The following is an 846-nucleotide window of genomic DNA, read 5'->3' as shown; positions in this document are numbered from 1 at the left end:
CGTGCACCGCGAGCGGCTGAGACGCCGACCCGGACATCCCGGAGAGCAGATCCGTCCACTATCGTCTGCGCGTCCCTGGCTGCTGGGCACAGTACTTTCACCGGGAGGGGAGCATGGCGACGGACGTCTGGAGCGTTCTGGTCGATGCGCAGCGGCTTCCGTGGTCGTTCACGCCTTTCGAGCGCGTCGGCCCGTTGGAGTTCGGCATGACGCACGACCAAGTTGAGGTCGCAGTGCATGGCGCCCTCCGCGTTGTCGTCTCTCAGGGCACCTCGGGCAATGCAGGATGGGCGGAATTCTGGCTTGAGCGGTGCACGGACGCCAGGTTTGCCGGGCCGGCGGTTACCACCTATTACGACGAGTCGATCGGCCTGGCGGGCGTTGCGGTTGACGCGCTGCGTGGCCCCCAGGTGACCCTGGAGGGTATGCGACTGGTGGGGCGGACGCCCTCACACCTGGAGGATGAGTTCGCTGACTACCTCGTGGCCCGCAGTAGGGAGTTGCGGTACTCGCAGCACGCCGATCCGTGTTCTCCACAACTCGGGTTGGTGCTGAGGGCACAGCGAGCTGGCGACGTTGTGCTGAGCCGCCCAGTGATGGTGGCAACGCCATGGGCTGATCGCTGCTGGGACACCAGCGAGGGCCGCATTCCAACCCGGGAGTGGCAAGAATTCGCGTGATGATCCACGTCCGGCCGTTCGCCGGTAAGCGTCTTCGTCAGTCACTTGGCCACGGTCGCTGTTATGAACGCGTCGAAAGCACCAAGATCGGGTGCACGCTCATCGGCACGTTCGGACAATCTTGGTCACCTCGATCAGGCGCACGGTTCTCGGCAGTTCCGGACGT

Annotated in this window: 1 protein-coding gene; it reads left to right on the top strand. The window is 64.8% G+C overall.

Going from position 1 to position 846, the window contains the following annotated elements; genetic code table 11:
• Positions 1 to 113 precede the first annotated feature (113 nt).
• Entirely contained in the window at positions 114 to 680 is a 567-nt protein-coding gene (locus Pen02_RS41430; protein WP_203871685.1) for a hypothetical protein, read from the top strand.
• Positions 681 to 846: the final 166 nt, after the last annotated feature.

Origin of the sequence: Plantactinospora endophytica, assembly GCF_016862915.1 — a bacterium.
Lineage (GTDB): Bacteria > Actinomycetota > Actinomycetes > Mycobacteriales > Micromonosporaceae > Plantactinospora > Plantactinospora endophytica.
This window is presented reverse-complemented; position numbering and strand designations above follow the sequence as displayed.